This is a genomic window from Klebsiella planticola (genome assembly GCF_000783935.2).
Taxonomy (GTDB): Bacteria; Pseudomonadota; Gammaproteobacteria; order Enterobacterales; family Enterobacteriaceae; genus Klebsiella; species Klebsiella planticola.
Map to the genome: position 1 here is coordinate 2,605,421 of NZ_CP026047.1, position 21,412 is coordinate 2,626,832.

Sequence of the window (21,412 nt, forward strand, 5' to 3'; positions counted from 1 at the left end):
ATGTCGCAGGCTGCGCTGAATACGCGGAACCACGAAGAAGAGGAAGCCTCTTCTTCGCGTCGGAGTAATGGAACTCGTCTGGCCGGGATTGTCTTCCTGCTGACGGTGCTATGTACCGTGTTGGTCAGCGGGTGGATGGTTCTGGGCTGGATGGAGGATGCACAGCGTTTGCCTCTGTCCAGGATGGTTGTTACCGGTGAGCGTCACTACACGCGTAATGATGATATCCGCCAGGCGATTCTGGCGCTGGGTTCCCCGGGGACCTTTATGACCCAGGATGTCAATATCATCCAGAGTCAGATTGAGCGTCTGCCGTGGATTAAGCAGGCGAGCGTCAGAAAGCAGTGGCCGGACGAATTGAAGATTCATCTGGTTGAATATGTGCCGATTGCGCGTTGGAATGATCAACATATGGTCGATGTAGAAGGCAATTCCTTCAGCGTCCCGGCGGATCGGACCAATAAGCAGAATTTACCGATGTTGTACGGCCCGGAAGGCAGTGAGAACGAAGTGTTGCAGGGGTACCGCGACATGGGGCAGGTACTGGCAAAGGATAAGTTCACGTTGAAAGTGGCGGCGATGACCGCACGTCGTTCCTGGCAGTTGACGCTGAATAACGATATTAAGCTCAACCTTGGCCGAGGCGATACCATGAAACGGCTTCAGCGCTTTATGGAACTCTACCCGGTTCTACAGCAGCAAGCGCAGACCGACGGCAAACGGATAAGCTACGTTGATTTGCGTTATGACTCGGGCGCGGCGGTGGGTTGGGTACCTGCTCCCGCAGAGGAAACTAATCAACAACAGAATCAGGCACAGGCAGAACAACAATGATCAAGGCGACGGACAGAAAACTGGTAGTTGGACTGGAGATTGGCACCGCGAAGGTTGCCGCTTTAGTAGGGGAAGTTCTGCCCGACGGCGTGGTCAATATCATTGGCGTGGGCAGTTGCCCATCGCGTGGTATGGATAAAGGCGGGGTTAACGACCTGGAATCCGTGGTGAAATGCGTTCAGCGCGCCATTGATCAGGCCGAACTGATGGCGGATTGCCAGATTTCGTCAGTGTATCTGGCGCTTTCAGGTAAACATATTAGCTGTCAAAATGAAATTGGCATGGTGCCGATTTCAGAAGAAGAAGTCACGTTGGACGACGTTGAGAACGTGGTGCATACCGCGAAATCGGTCCGCGTACGCGATGAGCATCGTGTCCTGCACGTTATCCCGCAGGAATACGCTATCGACTACCAGGAAGGGATTAAAAACCCGGTGGGTCTGTCTGGCGTACGTATGCAGGCAAAAGTCCATCTGATTACCTGCCATAACGATATGGCGAAAAATATTGTTAAAGCGGTGGAACGTTGCGGCCTGAAAGTGGACCAACTCATTTTCGCCGGTTTAGCGGCCAGTTATTCCGTGTTGACGGAAGATGAACGTGAGCTGGGTGTCTGCGTCGTGGACATCGGCGGTGGTACAATGGATATCGCCGTGTATACCGGCGGTGCGCTGCGCCATACCAAAGTGATCCCGTACGCGGGCAACGTGGTCACCAGCGACATCGCTTACGCTTTCGGAACGCCGCCGAGCGATGCCGAAGCGATTAAAGTTCGCCACGGTTGTGCGCTGGGTTCTATTGTCGGTAAAGACGAAAACGTCGAAGTACCGAGCGTGGGCGGGCGTCCGCCGCGCAGTCTGCAGCGCCAGACGCTGGCAGAGGTGATTGAGCCGCGTTATACCGAGCTGCTCAACCTGGTGAATGAAGAGATTCTGCAACTGCAAGAGCAGCTGCGCCAGCAAGGGGTGAAACACCATCTGGCGGCAGGGATTGTTTTAACGGGCGGCGCCGCGCAAATCGAAGGTCTTGCCGCCTGTGCTCAGCGCGTGTTCCATACGCAGGTTCGTATTGGCGCACCGCTGAATATTACCGGTTTAACGGATTATGCCCAGGAGCCGTATTATTCGACGGCGGTTGGGTTGCTGCACTACGGGAAGGAATCTCATCTCAGTGGTGAAGCAGAAGTAGAAAAACGCGTAACTGCATCAGTTGGCTCGTGGATTAAGCGACTTAATAGCTGGCTGCGAAAAGAGTTTTAATTTTTTAAGAGAACGCAGAAAATTAGCGTTCTCAGGCGACAGGCACAAAACGGAGAGAAACTATGTTTGAACCTATGGAACTGACCAACGACGCGGTGATTAAAGTCATCGGCGTCGGTGGCGGCGGTGGCAATGCCGTCGAGCACATGGTGCGCGAGCGCATCGAAGGTGTTGAATTCTTTGCGGTGAACACCGATGCGCAGGCACTGCGTAAAACGGCTGTTGGCCAGACAATTCAGATCGGTAGCGGTATTACCAAAGGTCTGGGTGCCGGTGCAAACCCGGAAGTCGGTCGCAATGCGGCTGATGAAGACCGTGAAGCGCTGCGTGCTGCTCTTGATGGTGCAGACATGGTGTTTATCGCGGCAGGTATGGGTGGCGGCACCGGTACCGGTGCAGCGCCAGTCGTCGCTGAAGTGGCGAAGGACCTGGGCATCCTGACCGTTGCGGTGGTCACTAAGCCGTTTAATTTTGAAGGCAAAAAGCGCATGGCGTTCGCCGAGCAGGGGATCACTGAGCTGTCCAAGCATGTGGATTCGCTGATCACCATTCCGAACGACAAGCTGCTGAAGGTTCTCGGCCGCGGCATCTCTCTGCTGGACGCTTTCGGCGCAGCAAACGACGTGCTGAAAGGCGCAGTGCAGGGTATCGCCGAACTGATTACCCGTCCGGGTCTGATGAACGTCGACTTTGCGGATGTGCGTACCGTAATGTCCGAAATGGGCTATGCGATGATGGGCTCCGGCGTGGCGAGCGGTGAAGACCGTGCGGAAGAAGCGGCTGAAATGGCTATCTCTTCTCCGCTGCTGGAAGATATCGATCTCTCCGGCGCGCGCGGCGTTCTGGTCAACATTACGGCCGGCTTCGACCTGCGTCTGGATGAGTTCGAAACCGTGGGTAACACTATCCGTGCTTTCGCTTCGGATAATGCGACCGTGGTTATCGGTACTTCCCTTGACCCGGATATGAACGACGAACTGCGTGTGACCGTTGTGGCCACCGGTATCGGTATGGACAAGCGTCCGGAAATTACCCTGGTGACCAACAAACAGGTTCAGCAGCCGGTCATGGATCGCTACCAGCAGCACGGTATGGCTCCGTTAACTCAAGAGCAGAAACCGGTTGCCAAGGTGGTGAACGACAATACACCGCAAACTGCGAAAGAGCCGGATTATCTGGATATCCCAGCGTTCCTGCGTAAGCAAGCGGATTAAGAATTGGCTGGAAGTTGGGCATCAGCGCTCTTTGTGCTAAACTGCCCACCCGAATGTATTGTACACTTCGGTTGGATAGGTAACTTGGCGAGATTATACGATGATCAAACAAAGGACTCTTAAACGTATCGTTCAGGCGACTGGCGTCGGTTTGCATACCGGCAAGAAAGTCACCCTGACGTTGCGCCCTGCGCCGGCAAATACCGGGGTCATCTATCGTCGCACCGACTTGAATCCACCGGTTGATTTTCCGGCTGATGCCAAATCTGTGCGTGATACCATGCTCTGTACTTGCCTAGTGAACGAGCATGACGTGCGGATTTCGACTGTCGAGCACTTGAATGCCGCACTGGCAGGCCTCGGCATTGACAACATCGTTGTTGAAGTCGATGCGCCGGAAATTCCAATTATGGATGGTAGCGCTGCCCCGTTCGTTTATCTGCTGCTGGACGCCGGCATCGATGAACTGAACTGTGCCAAGAAATTTGTACGCATCAAAGAGACCGTTCGGGTCGAAGATGGCGACAAATGGGCTGAATTCAAACCGTATAATGGTTTTTCGTTGGATTTTACCATCGATTTTAACCACCCGGCGATTGATGCAAGCAGCCAGCGCTATGCGATGAACTTCTCTGCTGATGCATTTATGCGCCAGATTAGTCGCGCTCGTACTTTTGGTTTTATGCGTGATATCGAATATCTGCAGTCCCGCGGCCTGTGCCTGGGCGGCAGCTTCGATTGTGCCATCGTTGTTGACGATTATCGCGTATTGAACGAAGACGGTCTTCGCTTTGAAGATGAGTTTGTGCGCCACAAAATGCTGGATGCGATCGGTGACCTGTTTATGTGTGGTCACAATATCATCGGTGCATTCACGGCGTTCAAATCAGGTCACGCGTTGAATAACAAACTGCTGCAGGCGGTTCTGGCAAAACAGGAAGCCTGGGAGTACGTGACTTTCGAAGACGAAGCAGAACTGCCGCTGGCATTCCGCGCACCGTCAATGGTTATGGCATAAGCCTGACCATTCAGTAAAACAGACTGGTAACCTGGTACTCTCTCCGACCAGGGAGCCAGTCTTTTTTCTTTTTTTGCCTTCCCCTGCTGGTTCTGCCCTGATTCTGCGGCGCTGTTCATTGTTCGTTCGCTGATTTATTGAACGTTTTTGCCTTGTCGCAACCGTCATTCCTGCTGCTGTCGTGCAGTATTAATGGTAGTATTTGGGCGCAAAAAATATTTCCTGGGGTTGCTTCAACTAAAGGTAACGTACGTGAGTGGATTGCTGACGCGCTGGCGACAGTTTGGCAGACGGTATTTCTGGCCGCATCTCCTGTTGGGGATGGTCGCGGCTAGCTTTGGCCTGCCTGCGCTGAGCAATAGCCACGAAACGGCCTCGCCGACGAAAACCACGGCCAGCAACCACAGCCCGAATAAAGTCAATTTCTCCCAGCTGGCGCTGCTTGACGCCAGCCGTCGACCGAATTTTACCGTCGATTACTGGCATCAGCATGCGATCCGCACGGTTATTCGTCATCTCTCATTTGCGATGGCGCCGCAAGCGCTGCCGGTTGCTGAAGAGCCTTCGCCATTCCAGGCGCAGCATCTGGCTTTACTTGACACGCTCAGCGCACTGCTGACGCAGGAGAGCAAACCGCCGGTGATCGTTCGCCAGGCGGCTTACACCCCGTCCCATTCTGCATTTTCTGTCTCGGCCTGGCTTAGCCAGGTGGCAGGGATTCGCGCAGGACCTCAACGTCTCAGCTGAACTAAAAACGGATGATTCTTTTTTGTGACTCCGCATCGCGGGGCGTTTGAGATTTTATTATGCTAATCAAATTATTAACTAAAGTTTTCGGTAGTCGTAACGATCGTACCCTGCGCCGTATGCGCAAAACCGTTGGCCTCATCAATGCCATGGAACCGGAGATGGAAAAGCTCTCCGATGACGAGCTGAAAGGCAAAACCGCTGAGTTTCGTGCTCGCCTTGAAAAGGGCGAAAGCCTGGAGAGCCTGATCCCGGAAGCCTTTGCCGTGGTTCGTGAAGCCAGTAAACGTGTATTCGGTATGCGCCACTTCGACGTCCAGCTGCTGGGCGGTATGGTGCTTAACCAGCGTTGCATCGCGGAAATGCGTACCGGTGAAGGTAAAACGTTGACCGCAACGCTGCCGGCCTACCTGAATGCATTGTCCGGTAAAGGCGTTCACGTGGTTACCGTCAACGACTATCTGGCACAGCGTGATGCTGAAAACAACCGTCCGCTGTTTGAATTCCTCGGTATGACCGTCGGGATCAACATGTCCGGTTTACCGGCGCCAGCCAAACGTGAAGCGTACGGTGCGGATATTACCTACGGTACCAACAACGAATACGGCTTTGACTACCTGCGCGACAATATGGCGTTCAGCCCGGAAGAGCGCGTTCAGCGTAAGCTGCACTATGCGCTGGTGGATGAGGTGGACTCGATTCTGATTGATGAAGCGCGTACCCCGCTGATCATTTCCGGTCCGGCAGAAGACAGCTCGGAAATGTACAAGCGCGTGAACAAAATCATCCCGCACCTGGTTCGTCAGGATAAAGAAGATTCCGACACCTTTACCGGTGAAGGCCACTTCTCCGTTGATGAAAAAGCGCGCCAGGTTAACTTGACCGAACGCGGTCTGGTGCTGATCGAAGAGCTGCTGGTGCAGGAAGGGATCATGGACGAAGGCGAATCGCTGTATTCGCCGTCCAATATTATGCTGATGCATCACGTGACGGCGGCGCTGCGCGCGCACGTGCTGTTCACCCGTGACGTTGACTATATCGTCAAAGATGGCGAAGTGATCATCGTCGACGAGCATACCGGTCGTACGATGCAGGGGCGTCGCTGGTCTGATGGTCTCCACCAGGCCGTTGAAGCGAAAGAAGGCGTGGATATCCAGAATGAAAACCAGACGCTGGCCTCCATCACCTTCCAGAACTATTTCCGTCTGTATGAGAAGCTGGCGGGGATGACAGGTACGGCAGATACCGAAGCCTTCGAGTTCAGCTCTATCTACAAGCTGGATACCGTAGTGGTGCCGACTAACCGCCCGATGATCCGTAAAGATATGGCGGATCTGGTCTATATGACCGAAGCGGAAAAAATTCAGGCGATCATCGAAGATATCAAAGAGCGCACTGCCGCAGGTCAGCCGGTTCTGGTCGGTACTATTTCGATTGAAAAATCAGAAGTGGTTTCCCATGAACTGACCAAGGCCGGTATCAAGCACAACGTGCTGAACGCGAAGTTCCACGCCAGCGAAGCGGATATCGTTGCCCAGGCGGGTTACCCGTCAGCGGTGACCATCGCCACCAACATGGCTGGTCGTGGTACGGATATTATGCTCGGCGGGAGCTGGCAAGCTGAAGTCGCTGCGCTGGAAGATCCGACACCGGAGCAAATCGCGCAGATTAAAGCCGACTGGCAGGTTCGTCACGATGCCGTTCTGGCGGCGGGCGGTCTGCACATTATTGGTACCGAGCGTCATGAATCCCGTCGTATCGATAACCAGCTGCGCGGCCGTTCTGGTCGTCAGGGTGATGCCGGTTCTTCTCGCTTCTACCTGTCGATGGAAGATGCCTTGATGCGTATCTTTGCCTCCGACCGTGTCTCCGGCATGATGCGCAAGCTGGGGATGAAACCAGGCGAAGCGATTGAGCACCCGTGGGTCACCAAGGCCATCGCTAACGCACAGCGTAAAGTCGAAAGCCGCAACTTTGATATTCGTAAGCAGCTGCTGGAATATGATGATGTTGCTAACGATCAGCGTCGCGCAATCTACAGTCAGCGTAACGAATTGCTGGACGTTTCTGATGTCAGCGAAACCATTAACAGCATCCGCGAAGATGTGTTCAAAGCGACCATCGATGCCCATATCCCGCCGCAGTCTCTGGAAGAGATGTGGGATGTTGAAGGTCTGCAGGAACGTCTGAAAAATGACTTCGACCTCGAGCTGCCGCTGAAAGAGTGGCTGGACAAAGAACCGGAGCTGCATGAAGAGACACTGCGCGAGCGTATTCTGCAGAGCGCAATTGAGACCTATCAGCGTAAAGAAGAAGTTGTTGGCGCCGAAATGATGCGTCATTTCGAGAAGGGCGTGATGCTGCAGACTCTGGACTCCCTGTGGAAAGAGCATCTCGCGGCGATGGATTACCTGCGTCAGGGTATTCATCTGCGCGGCTATGCGCAGAAAGATCCGAAGCAGGAGTACAAGCGTGAGTCCTTCTCCATGTTTGCCGCGATGCTGGAATCACTGAAGTATGAAGTGATCAGCACACTGAGTAAGGTTCAGGTGCGGATGCCGGAAGAGGTTGAGGCAATGGAGCAACAGCGCCGCGAGGAAGCCGAACGTCTGGCGCAGATGCAACAGCTTAGCCATCAGGATGACGATACTGCCGCCGCGGCTGCGCTGGCTGAGGAAACCGGCGAGCGGAAAGTGGGGCGTAACGATCCTTGCCCGTGTGGTTCCGGTAAAAAATATAAGCAGTGCCACGGCCGTCTGAACTAAGCTCAGAGCATGAAAATAAAGGCGCAGATATCTGCGCCTTTTTTATGGAATGATCACGATGAAACAACTGCAAATTTCCGTGGGTATTATCCGCAATCCGCAAGGGGAGATCTTTATCACCCAGCGAGCCGCCGATGCCCATATGGCCAATAAACTCGAGTTTCCCGGCGGTAAAATTGAAGCCGGAGAATCTGCGGAACAGGCGCTGGTGCGTGAACTGCAGGAAGAGGTGGGGATTACGGTAAGCTCATCCCGCCTGTTTGATAAGCTGGAGTATCAGTTCCCGGATCGCCACATTACCCTGTGGTTCTGGCTGGTGGAAGAGTGGTCAGGCGAGCCGTGGGGGAAAGAGGGGCAGCCCGGGCAGTGGATTGCGCAACGGGCATTAGTCCCTGAGGCGTTTCCGCCGGCGAATGAACCCATTATTACCAAATTAGTGCAGGCGGCTTCCTGAATCAGCGTTCCCGGACAAGGCGCGTTGTTGCCTTGTCCGGAAATCGGTCACGGTTGCTGTTCCTCGCTCCAGCCATCGCTATCGGACAGATCGCTCGCGCTGGGAATGCGTTTTTCTTCTGCAGCCCATTCACCCAGATCAATCAGCTGGCAGCGTTTAGAGCAAAAGGGCCGGTACAGGCTCTGTGCGTTCCAGACCACGGATTTACCGCAGGTGGGGCAATTGACGATCGTCTCTTCTGACATTATTTCTCCTTAACAACAGGCCAGTTCAAAATCAAAACGCTCAGGTACGACCCCGAGCTCGCTATCCAGCGGCAGGAAGCGGATAGCGAAACGGCTCTTATGGCCGGAGATTTGAGGATAGAGCTGGCTGGCAATATCCAGCCGCAGACGTAGCAGGTCGGCATCTTCGCCATTGTCCTGATAAAAGCCGTTGAGACTGGTCTGCTTACGGAATGGGGCGGCATTACGAATCAGATCGAGGATAAGCACCAGAGATTGCGTCAGCGGAGCAAGGCTGGCTATCCAGACTCCGACCTGTTCGTCACGGTATGCCTGCGGCATGTGCAGCCAGATATGCAGCGTGGGCAAATCAAAGCTGCAGCAGCCGCCGGGAATGCTCAGACGCTGGCGTACCAGCGCAATCAAACGGTCTTCACGCAGGAACTGTCCGATGCGCGGCGCGGACATCAGCGTGGCGCCGCACTGCTTCAACTGCTGACGCAAGGCGTCAATACGTTCGCCATCGACGCCGGGAATGTCTACCCATGACTGTAATTTCCGCTGCTGGCGCTCCAGCTCTTTTAGCAGGTCCGTCCTGACCTCTCCACGTTCCAGTACATCTAAAAGATCGCCCGCGTTGCGGAAAAAATGGAGTGCATCGGCGTAGCTGGCGATTGTCGGATGAACGGACAATTGCTGAGTCAAAAATTCAATACGCAGCCAGGTGCGCATTTTCTCGTTGAGTGGATGTTCAAACAGAACGGGGGTGTGCATTACGATTTTTCCTGTGAGGCGGCCTGCGATGCCAGCATTAGATACTTTTCGTGCAGGCGGGCAACATCCGATGCGACGGCATCCGGAGGGCCCATGTTTTCAATGACATCATCCGCAACGGCAAGGCGCTGTTCGCGCGTCGCCTGGGCGGCAAGAATATGTTCTGCATGTTCACGACTGACCCGATCGCGAAGCATCGTACGCGCGATCTGCGTCTCTTTTGGAACATCAACGACCAGCACGCGATCGGCATTTGCGGCCAGCCGGTTTTCTACCAGTAAGGGGACGACCCAGAGAAGATAAGGGGAGCTCGCGGCCAGCATCTGCCGGCGAGTTTCCTGCTGAATGAGCGGATGTAATAGCCCGTTAAGCCAGGTTTTATCCTCAGGGTGAGCAAAGATTTTTTCACGCAGAGCGCGGCGGTTCAACGTGCCGTCATCATTGAGCATCTGTGAACCAAAGTGAGTGGCGATGGCCTGAAGCGCGGTAGTTCCGGGTTCTACAACCTGGCGGGCGATAATGTCAGCGTCAATAACGTTAATCCCAAGCCGGGAAAATGCATCGGCCACGGTACTTTTGCCACTGCCAATGCCGCCTGTTAACGCTACCGTATACCTCATACGCTCCGATCCTGAACTGACCATATACACATTACTCTTCAGAGGCGCCCGTTTTGATAAGCACCACGACCCGGTGAACGCTATCCATCAAGGTGGCTACAGGCCAATAAAAGGCCATCACAGTATATACTGGATTGTTTTGTATATATAAATCAAATGGTTAAAAATGATACGCCGGGCGTCAATTATTGCGAGCGCGCCATTCACTGTTCACCAGGTAAATTTATACGATTGTAGCGTAAAAAAAGTGAAAATCGCAGTCTTGCGCAGCCATGATTCGTGCGTATGATAACGTCACTGGAGTTGTGCTCTCACAATAATGCAATTAACCCCAGGAATTCGTACATGCGTATCGAAGAAGATCTGAAGCTTGGTTTTAAAGACGTTCTTATCCGCCCAAAACGCTCTACCCTCAAAAGCCGTTCTGATGTTCAGCTGGAACGTGAATTCACTTTTAAACATTCTGGCCTGTCCTGGTCTGGCGTGCCGATCATTGCCGCTAACATGGATACCGTCGGGACGTTTGGCATGGCGAAAGCGCTGGCCTCTTTCGGTATTCTGACCGCAGTTCACAAGCACTATACCGTTGAACAATGGCAGGAGTTTGTCCAGTCGGTGTCCGCAGAGGTGCTGAAATACGTCATGGTGTCCACCGGGACCTCGGATGTCGATTTCGAAAAAACCCAGCAGATCCTTTCTCAGAATCCGCAGCTTAGCTTCGTCTGCATCGATGTGGCGAATGGTTATTCTGAACATTTTGTTCAGTTTGTCGCTAAAGCGCGTGCCGCCTGGCCGCAGAAAACCATTATTGCGGGTAACGTTGTTACGGGCGAAATGTGCGAAGAGCTGATTCTGTCCGGTGCTGATATTGTGAAAGTGGGCATCGGCCCGGGTTCCGTATGTACCACTCGCGTGAAGACCGGCGTCGGTTATCCGCAGCTGTCTGCCGTTATCGAGTGTGCTGACGCGGCGCATGGCCTGGGTGGCCAGATCGTCAGCGACGGCGGTTGCACGATGCCTGGTGACGTGGCGAAAGCCTTCGGCGGCGGTGCAGATTTTGTCATGCTGGGGGGAATGCTGGCCGGCCATGAAGAGAGCGGTGGTACCGTCGTTGAAGAAAACGGCGAGAAATTCATGCTGTTCTACGGCATGAGCTCCGAATCCGCCATGACGCGCCACGTTGGCGGCGTTGCGCAGTATCGCGCCGCGGAAGGCAAAACCGTTAAGTTGCCGCTGCGTGGACCGGTAGAGAACACGGCTCGTGATATCCTCGGTGGCCTGCGTTCTGCCTGCACCTATGTGGGTGCCTCTCGCCTGAAAGAGCTGACCAAGCGCACGACCTTCATTCGCGTGCAGGAACAAGAGAACCGCGTGTTCAACAGCCTGTAATGTCAGATGCTGGCGCGTTTCGCGCCAGCACTTATCCACCCATTCCGCTAATGGCGTCACCCAGATGAAAGATGGGTAAATACATCGCCACCACCAGCACACCGACAATTGTTCCGGTTATCAACAGCAGGGCCGGCTCCAGTAACGTTGCCAGGTTTTCAGCCTGATAATGCGTCTGCTCGCTATGATGACGGGCGAGATTTTCCAGCATCGTATCCAGCGATCCGGATGCTTCACCGGTACGGATCAACTGCAGGCATAGCGTGGTAAAACCGCCGCTTCGTTCAAGAGCCTGCCAGATGGGGACTCCGTGGCTAATGTGCAGATGCGCCTGCTGGATCCGCTGGCGCCATAGCGGGCAGTTCAGCGTATCCTCGACGCTTTCCAGACCTTGCAGAAAGCTAATACCTGCACTCTGGGTGAGTGCGAGTACGGTAAAGATCTGGCTAAGCCGCTGTCCGCGTTTTAGTTTTCCCACCACCGGAAGCGCGTGAAGCATTTTTTGTCGCTGTAGCAGCCAGTGCGGGCGGCGACAGGCTATCAGGTTAAGGACTGCGGGTAGCACAATCGGCAGGATCAGCATTGGCCAGCCATAGCTAAGGCTCTCGCTAGCGTGAATAACCAGGCGCGTCAGCAGCGGTAGCGGTGTGTTGAAGGTTTGGTAAATCGCCGCAAACTCTGGCAGGACGAAGCACAGCATCGCCACCACCACCATCAGGGCCAGGCCCAGAATAACGGCCGGGTAGCGCACCGCTTTTTTCACTTTGTCCGCCAGCTGCTGCTGTTCCTGCTGCTGACGCGCCAGCTGAAGACAACAAAAATCCAGTTTACCGGTGAGTTCGCCGGTACGAATCATCGCCAGACTAAGCGGTGCAAAAGCCTGAGGCCACTTTTCCAGCGCGGCAGAAAGCGAGACCCCTTGCGCCAGATCCTGAGCCAGTGTGCGCAACAGCGCCTGCCATTGCGCGCTCGGTTGCTGCTGCGCCAGCAGCTCGAGTCCTTCAGCTAAAGAAAGCCCGGCCTGAAGGAGCACCGCCAGTTGGCGAACAACCTGACTGCCATAGCGCGGATGCCAGAGCGTGTTTTTGATCGCACAGCGGCGAATGGCCAGTGGAATAATGCGTTCATGCTGAAGCGCCTGGAATACTTCCAGTCGGCCAGGGTTCCACTGTGTCCCCTGACAAAATTGGCCCTGCATATCCACGCCTTGCCAGCGCCAGAGACGGTTAGCGGTCATGAGGGATCCCCAGTACGCGGATGATTTCTTCAAGGTTGGTCAGCCCTTGCTCGACCGCCAGACAGCCGCTTTCAAACAACGTCATCATTCCCGCTTCGCGTGCCAGAGATTCGATTTCCAGAGCGCTCAGGCCACGGGCAATCGCTTGACGTAGCGGGGCATTCACCGGCAATAGCTCAAATAGTGCCTGGCGACCATAGTAGCCGTGATAGCAATGCTGACAGCCTACGGCCTGCCAGCGCGGGAGAGGTCGGGGCCACAGGCGGCGCGGTATATCCATCGTCTTCCCGGTTTCACGGCGGCAGTGTACGCACAGTTTACGCACCAGGCGTTGAGCGATAACCAGAGACAGTGCAGAAGAGAGCATCCAGCCGGCAACGCCCATTTGCTGTAGGCGGGTGAGGGTTTCACTGGTGGAGTTGGTGTGCAGCGTCGAGAGGACCAGATGCCCGGTTTGCGCCGCTTTAATCGCAATCTCTGCGGTCTCCGCATCGCGAATTTCCCCGACCATCACAATGTCAGGATCCTGGCGTAACAGCGCGCGCAGAACGCTTTGAAAGGTCAGCCCGGCGCGGGGGTTGATTTGTGTCTGGTTCATTCCGGCTATCGGCATCTCCAGCGGATCTTCCACGCTACAAATATTGACCGCATCGTGGTTTCTGGTTTGCAGCGCGCTATAAAGGGTAACGGTTTTACCGCTACCGGTTGGGCCGGTAACCAGCAGCAGTCCCTGCGGCTGGTCGAGGGCCGAGCGAAACGCATTAAGCTGGTCTGACGAAAGTCCCAGCGCCCCCAGCTCGAGTGCCTGCTCGACCTGATGCAGTAAACGCAGCACGATTTTCTCCCCGTGGCGACAGGGAAGCGTGGCAATACGGAAAGAGACCGGTCGACCGGCAAGGGACAGGGTAAACTGGCCATCCTGTGGCAGGCGATGCTCGGCGATGTCCAGGTTGCCGAGCACTTTGAGCCGCGCGGCAACCGGGGCTGCGCGTTCAGGAGGAAGGGGTGAAAGTGCATGGAGCACGCCATCCACACGCAGGCGAATGCGCAGGTGATTTTCTTCGGGTTCAAAATGAATGTCGGAAGCCCGCTGGCGTAGCGCTTGCTCAAGGATCTGCTGGACCTGCCCGATAACATCGGTCGCGGTATCGCTGTGGGCAGGGGGCGAGTCGTGGGCTGCCGCCTGCTGACGCTTATGCATCTGCTCCTGGCTCCAGCATTCGATATCGATTCGTTTCTGCGTAGCGAAACGCAGCGCCTCCATCAGTTCAGGCGTAGGAGCATCGACAACCGCGATAGCGATGGTTTGCTCATCGCTGTTCAACAGCAGCGCCTGATGGCGCTGGCAAAGGGAGATTAAGCGATCGGTTTTCATCGTGGCGGCCTCAGTTTATGCGGAACACATCTTCACAGGCCTGCTGGAGTGCGCTGTTGCTGGCTATGTTGCAGATGCGCTGCCAGCCGGTGATACCGCTTGCGTTGTCCCAGGACGGCGTCAGGGTGACGCTCAGTCCGTTCAGGCTTTCTTGTCCGTTCAGCGTGACAATACCTCTCGCGACGCTCATGGTGGCGACGTAGCGCGTGGTCGCTGGAGAAGGGATGCCGTTGGCGCCGGCGTCACAGCTTGTCAGCCCGCCGTGTTCGAGCGCGCATAGTTCAATGGCCGTGCGGTACGGGACAAAGGTTTGCAGCATGTCGGTCAGGGCCGCTTTGCGCAGGTAGTTCTGATAAGCCGGAATACCGATAGCGCTCAGAATGGCGATAATGCCGATGACCACCATCAGCTCGATCAGGGTAAATCCGCGTTGTCTGTCCATATATGCTCCTTGTGGTTAAGGAAGCACTGTGACGCGCTTGAGGGGCAGCGGCGAATGGCAAATGAAGAGGTGGGAAACAACCTTCCAGATTTTCTGGTGTTCTTGCACGCAGGAGAGTCAGAGATGCTTGCTGTCTCGCAAAAGAACGCCCCGGCGCATTGTCGGCCCCGGGGCGGGCGATCAGCGAAAACGCATGGAGAGGTCCAGGGCGTGTACGTGCTTGGTCAGGGCGCCCACGGAGATGTAATCAACGCCGGTTTCGGCAAATTCGCGGATGGTTTTAAACGTGACGTTGCCGGACACTTCCAGCGCCGCCTTGCCGTTGGTCCGCTTCACCGCTTCACGCATCAGGTCGGTAGTGAAATTATCGAGCATAATGATATCCGCGCCGGCTTTAAGCGCTTCGTCCAGTTCATCAAGCGATTCCACTTCCACTTCCACCGGAACGTCCGGGTGCAGCCAGAAAGCTTTTTCCACCGCCTGACGCACTGAGCCTGAGGCAATAATGTGGTTTTCTTTAATCAGGAAGGCGTCGAATAAACCCAGACGGTGGTTGGCGCCGCCGCCGCACAGTACGGCATATTTCAGTGCGGTGCGCAGGCCTGGCAGCGTTTTACGCGTGTCGAGCAGCTGGGTTTTGGTTCCTGCCAGCAGCTCCACGTAACGATGTACTTCGCTGGAGACCCCGGACAGGGTCTGCACGAAATTCAGCGCAGTACGTTCACCGGTCAGCAGCAGCCGGGAAGGCCCCTCCAGCTCAAACAGCGGCTGGTCCGCTTTGATGAGATCGCCATCTTCGACGTGCCAGGTGATGCTGACATCGTCGCCAGCCAGTTGAATGAAGACCTCTTCCACCCAGCGCTTACCGCAAAATACGCCGTCTTCGCGCGTAATAATGACCGCATGTGAGCGTGCGTCTTCCGGCAATAATTGGGCGCTAATATCGTTGTTGGCATTGACCTCGCCACCCAGATCTTCCCGCAGGGATTGGGCGACGGCATCGGTGATATCCAGGTTAATGCGTTCCAGCAGCGCGTCACGGCGGCGGTCGGGATTGTAGCGACGAGGCGACATGATAAAGCTCCAGATAGATAAGATTCAGCAGTGGGAAACATGCTAACCTGAACAGCGTTTCTACACCATACAGACTTCGCGCTTCGGGGCACCGCTGTATCGGCTATGTCTCTGCTTTTCAGCGATGATTTGTGGGTCGCTGGGCTGCAGGCTGAACGATTTTGTGTATGATAATCAGCATCCTTTGGGCCACGGGCGGCCCGGGAGCATGAGTTAGCGAAAGGAGATTCCGCATGCAGTTGAATGGGGGATGGCTGGTGGATGCGCGTCGGGTTCCTTCGCCGCACCATGATTGCCGCCCGGATGATGAAGCCCCTTCCTTACTGGTGGTGCATAATATTAGTCTGCCGCCGGGGGAATTTGGCGGCCCGTGGATCGATGCTTTATTCACCGGTACGCTCGATCCCAACGCTCATCCTTTCTTTGCGGAAATCGCGCACCTGCGCGTTTCAGCGCATTGTCTTATTCGTCGCGATGGCGAAATTGTGCAGTATGTTCCCTTTGATAAGCGCGCGTGGCACGCGGGGGTATCCAGCTATCACGGGCGTGAACGCTGCAATGATTTCTCTATCGGCATTGAGCTGGAAGGAACCGACACGCTGGCCTATACCGATGCGCAGTACCAGCAGCTGGTGGCGGTGACGCGGCAGCTAATCGCTTTGTACCCGGCCATCGCACACCATATGACTGGCCACAGCGATATTGCGCCAGTCCGAAAAACGGATCCCGGTCCGGCTTTTGACTGGGCAAAATTTCGCGGCCTGCTGGCCGCTTCGTCAGAAAAGGAGATGCCATGACGTTGTTTACTACGCTGCTGGTTCTCATCGCTGAGCGGCTGTTTAAGCTGGGTGAGCACTGGCAGCTCGATCACCGCCTGGAAGTGCTGTTTCGCCGGGTAAAACACTTTTCACTCCCTGCGACCCTGTTGATGACGGCGCTGGCCATGGCGGTGGTCTATCTTATTCAGCGCGTGCTGCACGGGGTGCTGTTTAACGTCCCGCTGCTGGTCTTCTGGATCTTGCTCGGCCTGCTGTGTATTGGCGCGGGCAGGGTACGGCTGCACTATCATGCGTATCTGAAAGCCGCATCACGCAACGATCGTCATGCCTGCGACGCAATGGCCAGCGAGCTGACGCTGATTCACGGCGTGCCGCCAGGCTGTGACGACCGCGAGTTTCTGAGCGAACTGCAAAATGCCCTGCTGTGGATTAACTACCGCTACTACCTGGCTCCGCTGTTCTGGTTTGTGGTTGGCGGGCCATGGGGACCCATTACGCTGATTGGCTACTGTGTGCTGCGCGCCTGGCAGACGTGGCTGGCACGTTATCAGACGCCGCGCCATCGCCTACAGTCGGGGATTGATGCCATTCTGCACGTGGTGGACTGGCTGCCGGTGCGTCTGGTCGGCGTGGTCTATGCGCTGGTGGGGCACGGTGAAAGGGCGTTGCCGGCCTGGTTTGCTTCTTTGGGCGATCGTCACTCGTCGCAGTACCAGGTTCTGACCCGACTGGCTCAGTTTTCGCTGGCGCGCGAACCGCATGTGGATAAGGTCGAGACGCCTAAAGCGGCGGTCTCAATGGCCAAAAAAACGTCGCTGGTGGTGGTCGTTATCATGGCGCTACTCACCATTTACGGTACCTTGATTTAAGCCCCGCCCGCCGCCGGGCGGGGGAGGGGATCAATACGTATCGGCAGGCGGGATGCCGAAGTCAGGCATCCCGTTTTCTTGCCAGCGAACCCGCTTGAGCCGCGTATGGCGATTCGGATCGTACAGCGGATCGCCTTCAATCCCGGTATAGTTCCGCGCATGGTAGACCAGCACATCTTCCCCTTCCGGCGTTTGCGTAAAACCGTTGTGGCCGGGGCCATACTGATGATTCTCATCGCTGGTGCGAAATACGGGCTCCGGCGATTTATGCCAGTTCTCCGGGCGCAGCGGGTCGGCCAGCAGGTCTATCCACAAGAGTCCCATGCAGTAGTTTTCATCGGTCGCGCTGGCGGAATAGCTGACAAACAGCTGCTCCCCGTGAACCAGAACCGCCGGGCCTTCATTGACCCGAAAACCACGACATTCCCAGTCAAACTCCGGTTTGCTCAGCATTACAGGCTCACCTTTTAGCGTCCACGGGTTTGCCAGCTCCGCCAGATAGAGGTTGGAATTGCCTGCAATATGTGGGGCTTTCTGCGCCCACAGATACCACCGCCTGCCCTGATGCTGAAAGGTGGTGGCATCCAGCGCAAAGGTATCGAAGGGCGTTTTTACCTGACCTTTTTCAACCCACTGGCCGCTGAGCGGGTCGCTGTCGGCACATTCGAGGACAAACATCCGGTGCTGGAACATCCCGAGTTGGTCCAGGTCGTGGGTGTGAGCGGCGGCAAAATAGATATACCATTTCCCGTCAATTTCATGCAGTTCCGGTGCCCAGATGAGCTGGCTCATCGGGCCGCTCTCCGGTTTACGCCAGACCACCACCGGCGGCGCTTCGCGCAGGCCTTCCAGCGTCGCCGCGCGACGAATCTCCAGCCGGTCATATTCCGGGACCGAGGCGATAAAATAGTAGTGATCCTGATGGCGCAGAATATAGGGGTCCGCGCGTTGTTCAATAAACGGATTAGGCCAGTTGCTCATCAAGCTTTCCTTATGTGTTCACTGGTTTTGAGATCCTGCCAGGTATTGAGTTCCTCATAGTTAGCGCGACGTTTTTCCAGGTCCGCCTGGATTTGGCACATAAACTCGCGGTTGACCTTCAGCATCCGTACGACGCCTGCGGTAATCAGGTAGCCAATACCCGGAATGATGCTGAACAGCAGCACGATACCGTTTACCGCCGAGGCGCTCTGCTCTTTAGCACCGGCATCGTAACCGTACCAGGAGAGCAGGAAACCGACCATCGCGCCCGCTACCGCCAGCCCGACTTTCAGGAAGAAAAGATTACCGGAGAAGCTGATCCCGGTGATGCGTTTGCCGGTTTTCCACTCGCCGTAATCATCGACGTCAGCCATCAGGGACCAGTGCAGCGGAGACGGGATCTGATGCAGGATGTTGAGCAGGAAGTAGAGCGCCATAATCATCATGGTGGCATGTGGGTCGAAGAAGTAGAACGCGCAGGAGAAAATCGCCAGGGCGATATTGGTCCAGAAGAAGACCTGCAGCTTACACCAGCGATCGGTCAGTACTTTTGCCAGCATACTGCCGATCATCATCCCGACGACGCCGAGGCTGATAAACAGCGTCGCAAAGTGGGTGCTTTGCTGCATGACCCAGGTCACGTAGTACATGGTGGCGGCCATGCGGATAAACCCGGGGCAGACGTTGCACAGCGTTAACAGCAGGATGCGAACCCACTGATCGTTTTTCCAGACGTCCTTAAAGTCTTGCTTCAGTTCATCATGGGTCTGCACCGCCGGGCGCACGCGTTCACGGACGGTGGCAAAGCAGAATAAAAACATACACATACCAATTGCAGCCAGTACGGTCATCGCCATCTGATAACCTTTGGCTTTATCAGCGCCACCGAACCAGTCGGCCATCGGCAGCAGCGTCAGCGACAGCAGCAGCGTGGCGATACCGACCATAACAAAACGATACGACTGGCAGGCGACGCGCTCCTGCGGATCGTTAGTAATCACGCTGCCTAACGAGCAGTAGGGAATGTTAATCGCGGTATAGGTCAGCGAGAGCAGGAAGTAGGTGACGAAGGCATAGATAACTTTGCTGTGATAGGTCCATTCCGGCGTGGTGAACATCAGGACGCTGAACAGCGCGTAGGGGAAGGCCATCCACAGCAGCCATGGACGGAAGCGGCCATATTTACTGCGCGTACGATCGGCCATGGCGCCCATGATTGGGTCGGTCACAGCATCGATGACGCGTACGGAGAGTAACAAAACGCCCACTAACGCTGGCGCGAGGCCAAAAATATCGGTGTAAAAGTAGTTAACAAACAGCATGATGGCGCCAAATATGATGTTGCATCCGGCATCGCCCATCCCATAGCCAATCTTTTCTCTCACTGAAAGTTTATTGCCTGCCATCTGGAGATCTCCCCGTTGCGGTATGGAGAGAATTATTTGCGCAATCACCGATAAATGCGTTGCAGTATCAGGTCGACGATATGGATAAAACGACTGTGGAAGGGAAAGTGTGAACCAGATAACAATGCTCTGTGCCCGCCATGACGGGACGGGCACAGAATAGGGAGATGTATTATTGTGCTTTTAGTGCGCTGGCGCTTTTCTGTTTAAACAGATAGCCGATACCCAGAATCGCAATCCATACCGGGATCAGGTAAACGGAAATCGCCATGCCCGGCGTCATCAGCATAATCACCAGCACCGCCACCATGAACAGCAGGCAGACCCAGTTGCCGACCGGGTAAAACAGCGCCGGGAAGCGTGAAACCACGCCCTGCTGCTGCTTAGCGCGACGGAACTTCATATGCGCCAGGCTAATCATCGCCCAGTTAATCACCAGCGCGGAGACCACCAGCGCCATGAGCAGGCCAAAGGCCGACTCCGGTGCGAAGTAGTTAATCAGGACGCACAGCGCGGTGACCACGGCAGAGACCAGAATGGTATTGACCGGCACGCCGCGCTTATCAACGCTCATCAGCGCTTTCGGGGCGTTCCCCTGCTGGGCCAGGCCGAACAACATGCGGCTGTTGCAGTATACGCAGCTGTTATACACGGACAGCGCAGCGGTCAGCACCACGACGTTCAGGGCGTTGGCCACAAAGGTATCACCCAGCTCGTGGAAGATCAGTACAAACGGACTGGTGTCTGCGGTGACGCGCGTCCACGGCAGCAGTGAAAGCAGAACGGCCAGCGAGCCCACATAGAAAATCAGGATACGGTAGATAACCTGGTTGGTGGCTTTTGGGATGCTCTGTTCCGGATTATCCGCTTCAGCAGCCGTGATCCCGACCAGCTCCAGACCACCAAATGAGAACATGATAATCGCCATCATCATCACCAGCCCGGTGAAGCCATGCGGCAGGAACCCGCCCTGGTCCCACAGGTTGCGTACGGTTGCCTGCGGGCCGCCGTTGCCGCTGAACAGCAGCCAGCCGCCAAACAGAATCATCGCCACAACGGCCACCACTTTAATAATGGCGAACCAGAACTCCATTTCACCAAACACTTTCACGTTGGTCAGGTTAATAGCATTGATGGCAATAAAGAACACCGCGGCGGACACCCAGGTTGGGATTTCGGGCCACCAGAACTGAATATATTTCCCGACGGCGGTCAACTCGGCCATGGCCACCAGAACGTACAGTACCCAGTAGTTCCAACCGGAAGCAAAGCCGGCAAAACCGCCCCAGTATTTATACGCAAAATGACTGAATGAACCTGCCACCGGCTCTTCTACGACCATCTCACCCAGCTGACGCATGATCAGGAAGGCGATAAAACCGGCGATCGCATAGCCCAGAATAATCCCGGGGCCGGCGGACTGAATAACGGATGCACTGCCCAGAAACAGGCCGGTGCCGATAGCGCCGCCCAGAGCAATAAGCTGAATATGGCGGTTTTTCAGGCCGCGCTTGAGCCGATCGCCATGCTGTTGACCTTCCATCATGAAACCTCGTGTGTGGTTATTATGTTTATACGCGTCGTCCTTCAGGCTACTGCTTCGTTGTCTGTCCCTGCCAGATAGCATAGCTATCTAAATTCAAGGGCGTTTTGGTCAGCTCTGTCCTGATTGATTCAGCTTACATATTGTTGTGTGGTGTAATTGCGAAATTCCGTTTTCGTATTGATTTCTTTACGGAAGGCGAAACATAAAAACACCAAAAGGCCTTTCGTCTCACCGAGAATAGTGATAAGCGCGGGTGAATGCACCTGCTTTATGAAGGGATGATGACGAAGCGAGCAAAAAGAAACCATTTGTAAATAGCAGGCCGGTGAAAGCAATTCGCCCGAGGTGGCTGAATATTCACTATTTATGAATAATTAATTGAGTTTTGCTGAGTTGAATCGGTTC

20 protein-coding genes are annotated in these 21,412 nt (G+C 55.2%); 10 read left to right on the forward strand and 10 right to left on the reverse strand.

The window, feature by feature from the left end; all coding sequences use genetic code 11:
• The 7 genes from ftsQ to mutT all read left to right on the forward strand — a co-directional run bounded on the left by ftsQ (position 1) and on the right by mutT (position 8,291).
• Positions 1–834: a cell division protein FtsQ gene (ftsQ, locus tag MC50_RS12620; RefSeq protein WP_004857878.1), complete on the forward strand. Its 834-nt coding sequence runs from the start codon at positions 1–3 to the stop codon at positions 832–834.
• Complete coding sequence (gene ftsA / locus MC50_RS12625) at positions 831–2,093, forward strand: cell division protein FtsA (protein ID WP_004857881.1); 1,263 nt, start codon at positions 831–833, stop codon at positions 2,091–2,093. Before ftsQ ends, ftsA begins: the two co-directional genes overlap by 4 nt.
• 62 nt (positions 2,094–2,155) lie before the next feature.
• Positions 2,156–3,307 carry a cell division protein FtsZ gene (gene ftsZ / locus MC50_RS12630; protein ID WP_004857884.1) on the forward strand — a complete coding sequence of 384 codons (1,152 nt, stop codon included), beginning with the start codon at positions 2,156–2,158 and terminating at the stop codon, positions 3,305–3,307.
• Positions 3,308–3,407: 100 nt separating this feature from the next.
• Positions 3,408–4,325 (forward strand): UDP-3-O-acyl-N-acetylglucosamine deacetylase, encoded by a 918-nt coding sequence (lpxC, locus tag MC50_RS12635; RefSeq protein ID WP_004857886.1) that lies wholly within the window; start codon positions 3,408–3,410, stop codon positions 4,323–4,325.
• Positions 4,326–4,577: 252 nt separating this feature from the next.
• Positions 4,578–5,072, forward strand: a complete 495-nt coding sequence (gene secM, locus MC50_RS12640; RefSeq protein ID WP_032698160.1) for a secA translation cis-regulator SecM — start codon at positions 4,578–4,580, stop codon at positions 5,070–5,072.
• A 59-nt stretch (positions 5,073–5,131) separates the two neighbouring features.
• Positions 5,132–7,837 carry a preprotein translocase subunit SecA gene (gene secA, locus MC50_RS12645; RefSeq protein ID WP_032689479.1) on the forward strand — a complete coding sequence of 902 codons (2,706 nt, stop codon included), beginning with the start codon at positions 5,132–5,134 and terminating at the stop codon, positions 7,835–7,837.
• Between the two features lie 58 nt (positions 7,838–7,895).
• The gene (gene mutT, locus MC50_RS12650; protein WP_032689478.1) at positions 7,896–8,291 is read left to right on the forward strand and encodes an 8-oxo-dGTP diphosphatase MutT; all 396 of its coding nucleotides are present in this window, start codon (positions 7,896–7,898) and stop codon (positions 8,289–8,291) included.
• A 47-nt stretch (positions 8,292–8,338) separates the two neighbouring features.
• On the opposite strand, the gene yacG is transcribed toward mutT, so the two are convergent.
• The 3 genes from yacG to coaE are packed head-to-tail and all read right to left on the reverse strand — an operon-like array spanning position 8,339 to position 9,909.
• On the reverse strand, positions 8,339–8,536 hold the full coding sequence (yacG, locus tag MC50_RS12655) for a DNA gyrase inhibitor YacG (protein ID WP_032689477.1): 198 nt from the start codon (positions 8,534–8,536) through the stop codon (positions 8,339–8,341).
• 9 nt (positions 8,537–8,545) lie between these two features.
• Complete coding sequence (gene zapD, locus MC50_RS12660) at positions 8,546–9,289, reverse strand: cell division protein ZapD (protein ID WP_032689476.1); 744 nt, start codon at positions 9,287–9,289, stop codon at positions 8,546–8,548.
• On the reverse strand, positions 9,289–9,909 hold the full coding sequence (coaE, locus tag MC50_RS12665; protein WP_032698157.1) for a dephospho-CoA kinase: 621 nt from the start codon (positions 9,907–9,909) through the stop codon (positions 9,289–9,291). The genes zapD and coaE overlap by 1 nt, the downstream gene beginning before the upstream one ends.
• 345 nt (positions 9,910–10,254) lie before the next feature.
• Between coaE and MC50_RS12670 the strand changes: the two genes are divergently transcribed.
• Positions 10,255–11,298 carry a GMP reductase gene (locus tag MC50_RS12670; protein ID WP_032689473.1) on the forward strand — a complete coding sequence of 348 codons (1,044 nt, stop codon included), beginning with the start codon at positions 10,255–10,257 and terminating at the stop codon, positions 11,296–11,298.
• 31 nt (positions 11,299–11,329) lie between these two features.
• Here the strand turns inward: MC50_RS12670 and hofC are convergent, their stop codons facing one another.
• From hofC to nadC, 4 genes are all read right to left on the reverse strand, one after another.
• Positions 11,330–12,535: a protein transport protein HofC gene (hofC, locus tag MC50_RS12675; RefSeq protein ID WP_047664040.1), complete on the reverse strand. Its 1,206-nt coding sequence runs from the start codon at positions 12,533–12,535 to the stop codon at positions 11,330–11,332.
• On the reverse strand, positions 12,525–13,910 hold the full coding sequence (gene gspE, locus MC50_RS12680) for a type II secretion system protein GspE (RefSeq protein WP_032689471.1): 1,386 nt from the start codon (positions 13,908–13,910) through the stop codon (positions 12,525–12,527). Before gspE ends, hofC begins: the two co-directional genes overlap by 11 nt.
• A 10-nt stretch (positions 13,911–13,920) precedes the next feature.
• Positions 13,921–14,352, reverse strand: a complete 432-nt coding sequence (gene ppdD / locus MC50_RS12685) for a prepilin peptidase-dependent pilin (RefSeq protein WP_032689470.1) — start codon at positions 14,350–14,352, stop codon at positions 13,921–13,923.
• A gap of 180 nt (positions 14,353–14,532) precedes the next feature.
• A complete protein-coding gene (nadC, locus tag MC50_RS12690; protein WP_004857908.1) occupies positions 14,533–15,426 on the reverse strand; it encodes a carboxylating nicotinate-nucleotide diphosphorylase in 894 nt (297 codons plus the stop codon).
• A 233-nt stretch (positions 15,427–15,659) separates the two neighbouring features.
• Between nadC and ampD the strand changes: the two genes are divergently transcribed.
• Entirely contained in the window at positions 15,660–16,223 is a 564-nt protein-coding gene (ampD, locus tag MC50_RS12695; protein ID WP_032698151.1) for a 1,6-anhydro-N-acetylmuramyl-L-alanine amidase AmpD, read from the forward strand.
• Entirely contained in the window at positions 16,220–17,074 is an 855-nt protein-coding gene (ampE, locus tag MC50_RS12700) for a beta-lactamase regulator AmpE (protein ID WP_032689468.1), read from the forward strand. Before ampD ends, ampE begins: the two co-directional genes overlap by 4 nt.
• A 30-nt stretch (positions 17,075–17,104) precedes the next feature.
• Here ampE and MC50_RS12705 read toward each other — a convergent pair whose 3' ends face one another.
• The 3 genes from MC50_RS12705 to aroP all read right to left on the reverse strand — a co-directional run bounded on the left by MC50_RS12705 (position 17,105) and on the right by aroP (position 21,007).
• Entirely contained in the window at positions 17,105–18,055 is a 951-nt protein-coding gene (locus MC50_RS12705; RefSeq protein ID WP_032689467.1) for a glycoside hydrolase family 43 protein, read from the reverse strand.
• Positions 18,055–19,461, reverse strand: coding sequence for a glycoside-pentoside-hexuronide (GPH):cation symporter (locus MC50_RS12710; RefSeq protein ID WP_032697264.1), 1,407 nt, complete (start codon positions 19,459–19,461; stop codon positions 18,055–18,057). Before MC50_RS12710 ends, MC50_RS12705 begins: the two co-directional genes overlap by 1 nt.
• A 172-nt stretch (positions 19,462–19,633) precedes the next feature.
• Entirely contained in the window at positions 19,634–21,007 is a 1,374-nt protein-coding gene (gene aroP, locus MC50_RS12715) for an aromatic amino acid transporter AroP (protein WP_162180053.1), read from the reverse strand.
• Positions 21,008–21,412: the final 405 nt, after the last annotated feature.